The organism is Frankia sp. CeCAU1 (genome assembly GCF_977971845.1).
Genome location: NZ_CDWWXA010000136.1, coordinates 1 through 9,330 on the forward strand (window position 1 = coordinate 1; position 9,330 = coordinate 9,330).

The 9,330-nt window shown below is 70.6% G+C and carries 8 protein-coding genes; 4 read left to right on the forward strand and 4 right to left on the reverse strand.

Going from position 1 to position 9,330, the window contains the following annotated elements; all coding sequences use genetic code 11:
* Both AC08OO_RS19210 and AC08OO_RS19215 read left to right on the forward strand, forming a co-directional pair.
* Positions 1-397 (forward strand): response regulator transcription factor (locus AC08OO_RS19210; protein WP_476611356.1); only part of this gene is annotated, 397 nt, incomplete at its 5' end.
* 549 nt (positions 398-946) lie between these two features.
* Positions 947-3,616: an MMPL family transporter gene (locus AC08OO_RS19215; protein WP_476611355.1), complete on the forward strand. Its 2,670-nt coding sequence runs from the start codon at positions 947-949 to the stop codon at positions 3,614-3,616.
* Between the two features lie 65 nt (positions 3,617-3,681).
* Here AC08OO_RS19215 and AC08OO_RS19220 read toward each other — a convergent pair whose 3' ends face one another.
* The gene (locus tag AC08OO_RS19220; RefSeq protein WP_476611354.1) at positions 3,682-4,143 is read right to left on the reverse strand and encodes a ChaB family protein; all 462 of its coding nucleotides are present in this window, start codon (positions 4,141-4,143) and stop codon (positions 3,682-3,684) included.
* A gap of 206 nt (positions 4,144-4,349) precedes the next feature.
* On the opposite strand from AC08OO_RS19220, the gene AC08OO_RS19225 reads away from it, so the two are divergent.
* Entirely contained in the window at positions 4,350-5,780 is a 1,431-nt protein-coding gene (locus tag AC08OO_RS19225) for an N-acetylmuramoyl-L-alanine amidase (protein WP_476611353.1), read from the forward strand.
* Positions 5,781-5,830: 50 nt separating this feature from the next.
* Here the strand turns inward: AC08OO_RS19225 and AC08OO_RS19230 are convergent, their stop codons facing one another.
* Entirely contained in the window at positions 5,831-6,520 is a 690-nt protein-coding gene (locus tag AC08OO_RS19230; protein ID WP_476611352.1) for a class I SAM-dependent methyltransferase, read from the reverse strand.
* Positions 6,521-6,800: 280 nt separating this feature from the next.
* Here AC08OO_RS19230 and AC08OO_RS19235 point away from each other — a divergent pair, with 280 nt between their 5' ends.
* Positions 6,801-7,541: a FadR/GntR family transcriptional regulator gene (locus tag AC08OO_RS19235; RefSeq protein WP_476618842.1), complete on the forward strand. Its 741-nt coding sequence runs from the start codon at positions 6,801-6,803 to the stop codon at positions 7,539-7,541.
* A 97-nt stretch (positions 7,542-7,638) separates the two neighbouring features.
* Here the strand turns inward: AC08OO_RS19235 and AC08OO_RS19240 are convergent, their stop codons facing one another.
* Together AC08OO_RS19240 and AC08OO_RS19245 are read right to left on the reverse strand one after the other, a co-directional pair.
* Positions 7,639-7,860 carry a WXG100 family type VII secretion target gene (locus tag AC08OO_RS19240; protein ID WP_476607867.1) on the reverse strand — a complete coding sequence of 74 codons (222 nt, stop codon included), beginning with the start codon at positions 7,858-7,860 and terminating at the stop codon, positions 7,639-7,641.
* 257 nt (positions 7,861-8,117) lie between these two features.
* A complete protein-coding gene (locus AC08OO_RS19245) occupies positions 8,118-8,588 on the reverse strand; it encodes a response regulator transcription factor (RefSeq protein WP_011435982.1) in 471 nt (156 codons plus the stop codon).
* Positions 8,589-9,330 lie beyond the last annotated feature (742 nt).

Genomic DNA, 9,330 nt, shown 5'->3' on the forward strand with positions numbered 1-9,330 from the left:
GGTGCCGGTCCAGGGCGGGGTGCCGGGGGCCGTCCCGTTCCCGCGGATGCCGGGTCTGCCCCGGGAGAGCCTGCGGCTGGCCTATCGGGAGCTTCAGGAGGTCACCGAGCATGTCGCCGATCCGTTCCTGCGTGGTCGCATCGGCGGGGTGTCCGAGCTGCTGCGCGGGCTGCTCGCCGAGGAGACGAAGACGGTCGGACGGCTGACGCTGACCCCGCGCGAGTTGGAGGTGCTTGCCCAGGTCTCGTTGGGATTGTCCAACGTCGAGACGGCCCGCCGGCTGACGGTCTCGCCCGAGACGGTGAAGGCGTACCTGCGCAGCATCATGCGCAAGCTCGGTGTCCGTAACCGGACGGCCGCGGTACACGCCGCGCGCCAGATGGGAATGCTGCCCTGATCTCAGGGGTCCGCACCGGACCCCTGCCGGGGGTGCGGCCGTGGCTGCCGGTCTGGCAGTCACGGCCATTCGACCCCGCCGTATATTCCCGGCGCCGGTGTACGAGGATCTCGACCGCGGGTCGCTATGGCCTGCCACCGGTGCCATAGCGGCGTTTTCACGTTGTGCGGGCAGGAGTGGCGGGGCCGCCCGGCAGGCGAGCCGAGGCTCAGGCTGGACCTGAGGCATCGCCCTACTACCTTTGGGATTGTTCCCGGCATTCCCGCCCACTCCTCCTACGCTGCGGCGGCCGCCTACCCTCGAAGATTCTTCCGGCTGCCCTGTTTTCGGCGGCCGAATATCGATCGTGGCCGGGTTCCCGCTACACTTCTGCCTCCGGGCGAGGGTAGTTCGGAACTGGGACCCCAGGCGGGTCTACTTTCGAGGCGGAAGCTCGGGACTTCCTCGCGGTGCTCCATGCGGTGCTCCATGCCCGGACGTGTGGTCGCTGGCGGCCACCGTCCGGCCGTTACGAGATCCATCGGCACGGGAGATCCTCGAAGGAGCGTCATGCCGTCGTTCGCTGATCCGGCGCAGCAGCGCGAATCCCGACCCGATCGGGTGACGTATGCCGCGTTGCCGCACGGACGGGACGAGGGGCCGCACGGACGGGACGAGGGCTGGGCCGACCGCGGCCCCGCGTCGGCGGGCTCCACCGGCGCACCACCCCGTTCGCTGTTCACGATGGTGGCTGACGCGGCCGTCGTGTACCGGGGAAGGCTACTCGCCGCCGCCTGCCTGCTGGTGGTCGTGCTGCTGCCGTGGAATGCCGGAATCTACGACCAGCTCGCCACCGGTGGTTTCTACGCACCGGGCGATCCGTCGACGCGGGCTGAGCGGCTGCTCGACGAGGAGTTCCCGGACGCGCCCCCCGACGTCGCCATCATGCTGACGTCGGCCCCGGGTATCGACGGGCCGATCGCCGCCCGCCTGGGCCGGGAGCTCACCGGGCGGATCGCCGCGGAGCCGGGGGTGACCTCGGTGCTGTCGTACTGGCCGGGCGGGCCCAACGAGGCGAGCCCGCTGCTGCGTGCGAAGGACGGCCGGTCGGCCCTGATCGTGTTCCGGCTCACCGGTTCCGAGGACCACATCCAGCACCGCCTGAACGCCCTGCACGACCGGTACGCCCACGATGGTCCGGGGGTCCAGGTCCGGTTCGGCGGGGCGCCCGCGGTCATGCGTGACGTGACCGAGCGCAGCCGTGTCGACCTGGCGCACGGTGAGCAGATCTCCGCTCCGCTGGTGTTCCTCGTGCTGCTCTACGCCTTCGGCACGGTCCTGGCCGCCCTGCTTCCGGTCCTGGTCGGCGTGGTGTCGGTGGTGTCGAGTCTCGCGCTGCTGCGGCTGGCGGCCACGCTCACCGACGTGTCGGTCTTCTCGGTGAACCTGACGACTGCCCTCGGATTCGGTCTCGCGGTCGATTACAGCCTGTTCATCTTGCGACGTTTTCGGGACGAACGGGACCGCGGGCTGCTCCCGGCGGCGGCGCTGCGCCGGACGCTGGAGACCGCCGGGCGCACGGTGTTCTTCTCCGGGGTGACGGTGGCGCTGTCCCTGACGGCCGCGCTGGTCTTCCCGATCTATTACCTGCGTTCGTTCGCCTTCGCCGGCATCATCGTCGTCGTCGCATCGGAGGTGGCCGCACTGCTCGTGCTGCCCGCGGCGCTGATGGTGCTCGGTGACCGCATCGAGCGCGGCAACGTCCGGCTGGCGTTGTCGCGCCTGAGAGGCTCCCTGAGACGCTCGGGGTCGCGCCCCTCGGGTCACCGGCGGTCCGGTGGCCACCGCGTGGGGGCCTCGGCGGCTGGCCGCGGCTGGTCGGCGCTGGCGCGGCGGGTCATGCGCCACCCGGTGTTCTTCGGTGGGGTCGCGATCTTCGTGTTGGTGCTGTGTGCCGCCCCGCTGCGCCACCTCGACCTCGCGCTGGCCGACGACACGGTCCTGCCGGCGACCGCGGAGGCTCACGTCGTCAACGACGCGATGCGGGAGGACTTCGTCGTCTGCCTGTCCTGCCAGATTCCGATCGTGGTGCCCGGCGTGGACGCGCGGGACCCGGGGAACGCCGAGAAGCTGACCGACTACGCGACCCGCTTGTCCGCGCTGCCGGGCGTTGCCCGCATCGACACCGTCACCGGCAGCTTCCTGCGGGGCGAGCGGATCGGTACGGTGCCGAAGACTGCGATGAGGTACGTCGGAACGCACCGCGGCGCCTGGCTGTCGGTGTGGCAGACCGACAGGTCTCCGCTGTCCGGGTCGGCGAAGGACCTGGTCCGGAGGCTGCGGGCGGTACCGGCGCCGTTCGGCGTCCTCATCGGCGGACTTGCGCCGCACTTCCTCGACACCTCGCATTCCATCAAGCGGAGTCTGCCGCCGGCCTTCGCCGTCGTGATGACGGCGACCTTCATCCTGCTGTTCCTGTTCACCGGCAGCGTGCTCCTTCCGCTGAAGGCGATGTTCCTCAACACGCTGAACCTCGCTGCCACCGTCGGGCTGCTGGCGTTCGTCTTTCAGGACGGACACCTGACCGGTCTGGTCGGCGACTTCCAGGTGTCGGGCATGCTGGAGATGACCAGCCCGGTCCTGATGTTCTTCATCGCGTTCGGGCTCAGCATGGATTACGAGATCTTCCTGCTCGCCCGCATCCGCGAGGAGTACCTGCGGACGGGAGACAACCGCGATTCCGTCGCCCGTGGGCTGGGGACGACCGGTCCACTGATCACGAGTGTGGCGCTCGCTCTCATCGTGGTCATGGTCGCGCTGTCCGCATCGGACATCAGTATGATCAAATTGGTGGGTGTCGGGCTGACCGTGTCGATCGTGCTCGACGTGACCCTCGTGCGAGCGATCCTCGTCCCGGCGTTCATGGCCCTGGCGGGCGACTACAACTGGTGGGCTCCCGAGCCGCTGCGCCGTCTGCACGCGCGGTTCAGCCTGCGGGAGGACGGCGACGAAGCGGCCTCGCATGCGGGACCCCCCGACCCCGGCAACCGCATGACGACGAAGATCACTTATCGGCGGGGGCGGGGAGAACCTACCCGAGGGGCCCGGCCGCCGGTCGGGCCGGCCCCGACCTGGCACTACTACCTGCGCCCGCGGCGGCGCGCGGACGGTGGGCCCTTACCGGCCATGATGGGTATCCGGGGTTTCGCACTCGACGACATCCGCGTCGAAAGCGCATAGGTAGTACGCATAGGTAGTAAACGCCAATCTCGGCCTTGGCCGGTAGCCTCGGGAGCTGACGACTCCTACCCGCCGCCGCGGGCCTGCGCGGTCCGCCTGCGGTTGGCCTTCTTGATCGCATCGACGAGATCGTCCCTCGACATCGTCGAGCGGCCGGGGATGTCGAGCTCACGGGCGAGCGCGCGCAGGTGTGTCAGCGAGGCGTTCGCGTCCACGCCCTCGGCGGTCGGCCCGCTGTGCCGGGAGGCGGGCGTCGGCTTGGCGGCCTGCTCGTCGGAGGGACCGGGCCGACTCTTCGGCCGCCAACGGTCCCCCACCTTCTCGTGGGTGTGCTTGAGCGCGGCAAAGGCCGCACGGTGGGCACGCGCACCCTCACCGTAGGTTTTCACCGCCGAGTCGTGGGTCTTCTTCCAGGTGCGGATGGCCTGATCGTCGGAGCGGGTGATGGTGGACGGAACGTCGTCCCGCATCTCGTCGGCCTGCGCCTTCTTGTCGGTCTTGTCGGTCCGCGGATTCTTCCCGACCATGGCACCCCTCCTCCCGAGCGGATGCTCAGGTCCTTCCGAGCGGATGCCTATGGACCTTCCCTCGATGCCGGGACGTATTCCCGTCCCCGTTGCCGCCGGGCAGCTCGTGGCCCGTGGTGGATCTCTTGGCGCCTTGATGCGAAGAGTGAGGCATTGGATACCGTAGCGTGCCAATGTCTCGACCATGACGACCCGAAGGACGCCTCATGTCCCATGCCGCTGACCCGTTTCGTCGGCGTCGCCGTGAGCCCGGTCTGTCCCGGCGCGGAATTCTCGGTCTCGCCGGTGCCGGTCTGGGCGGAGGGGCGGAGACGCTGCTCGCCGCCGCGCCGAGCAGCGCGTCCGCTGGCCCGGCCGGGCCAGCGGACGCAGGGGCCCGACCCGGTGCGGAAGCGCGGGCCCTCTCGGCGCCGGGGACGCGTGTCGTGCTCGTGCCCCGGACCCTGGCTGCCGTGACGAGGGGAGTGGGGCCCGCGACGTCGGATTTCGACATCGGTTACGTGGCGGTCCGATGGACCCGTGACGGGAACGATCGCGCGGCGGATGGCCGGGCCGGTTCCGGTGGTGCCGGCACGGGGACCGCCGGGACCGCCGATGCCGGCGGTGCCGTTTCTCGGGGCGCCGAGATCCGGCTGCGCCAGCCGGGGGGTGGGTTCGACGCATGGCGGCCGCTGGCGGTCGGCTGTCCGGCGGAGCGGGACGATTCGCCGGCCGGGGGGAGGAGCGCCGCCGTGCTGGTCGCCGCGCACCGCGCGACCGGCTACGAACTGTGGTTGCCACCCGGCGCGACGTCCGTGACGTCCACCGCCCTGAACACGACGTCGGGGCCGTTGCAGCGGTTGACGGCCCCCATTGTGTCCGCCTATGCCGCCCTTTCCGCGATCTCGGCTTCCCGCGCCGCCTGGTCGCCGGGGCTCTTCGCCGCGCCCAGGTCGTCGCCGCAGCCCCGGGTCGCGACCGCGTCCGGGGTGTCGGCGGTCCCCGCCGCGCCGGTCGCCCCCGTCCGGCTGCCGGCGACGCTCGACCTGCGCTACCTGCCCCGGGCCGCGTGGGGCGCGGACGAGTCGCTACGGCTGTCCCCCTCGTCCGGCAGCGGTTGGAAACCGACGTACCACCCGGGGCAGGTTGTCACGGTTCATCACACGGTGACGCCCAACGACGATCCGAACCCCGCCGCCACCGTGCGGGCGATCTACCACTTCCACACGGTCGAGCGGGGATGGTCGGACATCGGGTACCACCTCCTCATCGACGAGGCGGGCACGCTCTACGAGGGCCGGTGGTCGGGAACGGACAGCGTTCCCGGCCACCGGGAGGACGGCTACGTGGTGACGGGTGCACATGTGGCGGACCTCAACGCCGGCAACGTCGGCGTCGCGCTGCTCGGTGACCTGCGGACGCGCACCCCCACCGCCGCCGCCCGTCGCACGCTCGTCCTGGTGCTGCTCGCGTTGACCGGAGCGCATCATCTCGACCCGCTCGGCACCGTCCACTACGTCAATCCGGTGAGTGGCAGGCGTCGTACCGTCCCGGCCGTCAGCGGGCACCGCGACTGGATGGCCACCGAATGTCCGGGCGGCACGGCCTACACCGCCCTGGCAGGTGTGCGGACGGACGTCGCCCGGCAGCTGATGTGAGGCTCACCGGCTGGTGCCCCGCCGGGCGACGGGGTGGGCCGTGGACGGATTCAGGGGCGCCAGCCGGCATAGACCGCGAACCTGCCGTGCTTGACGACGCAGTCGACCGGCGCGAATCCGGCGTCGGCCAGCCAGTCGAGCTGGTCGGCGAGCGGCGCGCACCGATCGAGGGACATCCGCCGCAACGCGGCCTCCCACTCGGCGTCGTCCGAACCCGCCGCCCGGGCCTGCCGTTCGTGCATGTCCTCGTACTGCCGGGTCAGGGCGGCGGTTGGGCCGTTGACCTGCTCGAGGTTGACGAACAGCCCACCCGGCCGCAGGACGTCGCGCACCCGGCGGAACAGGTCGCGCTTGCCGGGGTCGTCGAGGTGGTGGATGGCCAGCGCCGAGACGACCGCGTCGAACGGGCCGGTAGGCAGGGCGGAGGCGAGGTCCGCGACGGTGACGGCCTCGACTGGGCCGCCGGACAGCCGCGCCTGGGCCTTGGCCAGCATCGGCGCGGCGCGGTCGAACAGGTGCAACCGGACGTCGGGGACGGCCGCGACGACCGCGGCGGCCAGCAGACCGGTGCCCGCGCCGAGGTCGAGCACCGCCGGTCGGGCGCCACCCTGGCGTGCCACCAGGTCGCCGACCGATCCGTACAGCAGGTCGAAGGAGGGGACGAGCCGGCGGCGCTCCCCGTCGTAGGTCCCGGGATCCCAGCTGGGCGTCTCATAATATGAGATAGTCATCTCATTCATTGAACAATCATACGATCGGGCCCGGCCGCGCAGCACCGCTTCCGGCGGGTCCGCGCATCGTGCGTCACCCCGCAGGTCCGCCCCGTGCTCCGCCTCTTGGGCCTCGTGGCGCCCTGTACGCCGGCGTTCGCTCCGGCTCGTCCCGCTGTCGGCGCCGATCTCGCCGACGGTGTTGCCTTCGGTACCTGAAACTCACAGGTACCTGAAAGTATGATGTTGTTCGCGTCATGTCTCGGGAGGCGTCACGTTCGGGAGGAGGGACGCTCGGGAGGAGGGACGCATGAAACGGGTGGCCGCGGTGAGCACAGCGACGGCGGTCGCCCATGTCCTGCGGGAGGAGATTCTCAGCCGGCAGGACGGCGACCTGTACCTTGGCCAAGAGAACGAGCTGCTGGCCCGGCTCGGCGTCAGCCGACCGTCGCTGCGTCAGGCGGTGCGGCTGTTGCAGGCCGAGGGGATCCTCACCGTCCGCCGGGGTCATCACGGCGGTCTGTACGGACAGCGGCCGGACGCGGCCGGGGTCGCCCATATGGCGTCGGTCTTCCTGCGCACCCGTCGGGCCTCGTTCGCCGACCTCAGCGCGACCCACGCCCTCATCACCACCGAGTGTGCCCGGCTCGCCGCGCTCAATCCGGATCCGGCTGAGCGGGGTCGGCTGCTGACCTTCGTCGACGCCGCCGGTGGGGACGCCGTTGACGGCGCCGTTGACGGCGCCGCCGGTGGGGACGCCCACGACCACGCCCGGGCCCGGGCACAGTGGGGCGTGCTGCTCGCCGAGATCGCCCGCAGCCCCACCCTTCAGCTCTTCGAGGACGTGCTCGGTTCGCTGTCGCGGTATCCGACCTCGCGGCCGTTCCTGCTCGACCCCGACAGCGTCGCCCTGGCCTGGGAGCAGTGTCGGTGGATCGCGGAGGCGGTGCGGGACGGCGATGCCGACACCGCCGCCATGCTGTGCCGCGAGCACGAGGACGCGATGGCCCGCTACCTCCGCGACCAGCCGGAGGATCTCCTCGGCTGGTGAGCCGTCCGGCCGGGTCCATGCCGCCACCCTCGCGCATCGTCTGCCCGGCGATAGTGCCCGGCCGGACGGCTGGGCGCGCGGGGTGGGGCCCCGTCTCTCAGACCGTGAACGTCCTGGTGACGGCCTGCTCGGTCTGCTGGAACGAGCCGTTCGAGTCGTGCACCGCCGTCTTGAGCGCCAGGATGTCCTCGGTCAACTCGCCGGTCGCCGTCGACCACGTGGTCTGCAGCGGGACGTACGCCTGCTGCGCCGCGCCGCCCCAGGTCCGCAGCAGCGGCTTCATCTTCGTCGCCAGGTCCTGGATCTGCTGGATCAGCAACCCCCTTGGCGGTTTCCAGGGTCGTCACGGCTCCGTGCTGCGCCAGCGCAACGCCGCCGACCTGACAGCGGCCATGGGGCGTCCGTAGGCGGATGAGCCACGGGCCCCGGCGCCGGGTACCCGTGACGCCGGGTACCCGTGACGCCGAGGGGACCGGCCGGCCCGCGGGGCGTGTGCCAGCTCGCGGCCTGGTCATGGTCAGTCCTCGCGCGTCGTCTCGCCGGGGTCCACGGGCCGCCTCGGTCCACGGGCCGCGTTCAGTCCAGCAGGCCGCTCTGCCGGGCGGCGTGCACGGCTGCCGTACGGTTACGGACCCCCATCTTGCGCATGATGCTGCGCATGTAGGTCTTCACGGTCTCGGCGCGGATCGTGAGGTGCTCCGCCGCCTCGACGTTGGAGCAGCCGGTGGCCACGAGGGTCAGTACCTCCATCTCCCGCAGGGTGAGGCGGAAGGGCGGCGGCTTCGGCGGGCCGGGCGTGACGACCGGTTCGTTGCGCAGCAGGGAGTAGATGTGCAGGATCTGCCGCCGGAGATGGGGGGCCGTCATCTGGGCGCTCAGCTCCAGTAGCTCGATCTGGGCCAGACGGACCCGCTCTCGCTGCGTGCGAGAGTCGGGCGGCTGTCCATCGGCGACGAATGGTCCCGGTGCGTGGTCAAAGCCGGCGGGGGTCATCGTCCGGTGCAGGCGCACCTGCATCGGGATCGAATCCGATGCCACTGGGCCCATTATGCTCCTCTCCCTATCCACGTCGATAACCCGGCTACCTCCGGCTGGGCGCCCCCGGCCAATCAGGCGCGCACCGGTGTATTCATGAAGGGGTGGTCGGTCCCGGGATCGGCCGTACACCACCTTTGTGCGATGCCTTCCATGATCCGATCGCGGGTGAAGTGGACACACCGCCACGTCGGCTCCGCTCCAGGCTGGCCGTCCGTCTTCGTCGGATGGCCGCTGCCGGCTACATCGAAAAGGTTATCTCCTTGCCCCGGCCGGTCGTCAATGGTGTCGCTCCCATGGGTGAGAACATACTGCTCCCCCCAGTCGGAAGGTTCGAGGGTAGTCTTGAATGCTACCCCGAAAGGGGCTCCTTCGGGTACGTCATGTCACGTCGCCGCACCAAGGTCCCCCTCGGTTTGAGGGGGTGCGAAGGAGATTCCTGGAGGTCGGCGGAAACCCGCACGTCAGCGGGTTGATGGTGGGCAGCGGAAACGGCCTCGGGAGTTATCCGATGAGCCAGCTGGGTTAATAGATGGGACGGCGGCGGATGATGTGGGCGGATGCACGGGAATCCGCGCGGGTGGATGGTAGGAATAGGCCGAGCTGGCCATGGCGGCCGCGGTCACACCCGGTCGGAACCACCCGGTCGGAACCACCCGGTCGGAGTTACCCGATCGGAGCCACATCCGGCTGGAGCCACCCGGTCGGAGCTACCCGACCCGACCCGACCCGAGCCCGCCGGCCCGAGTCAGCC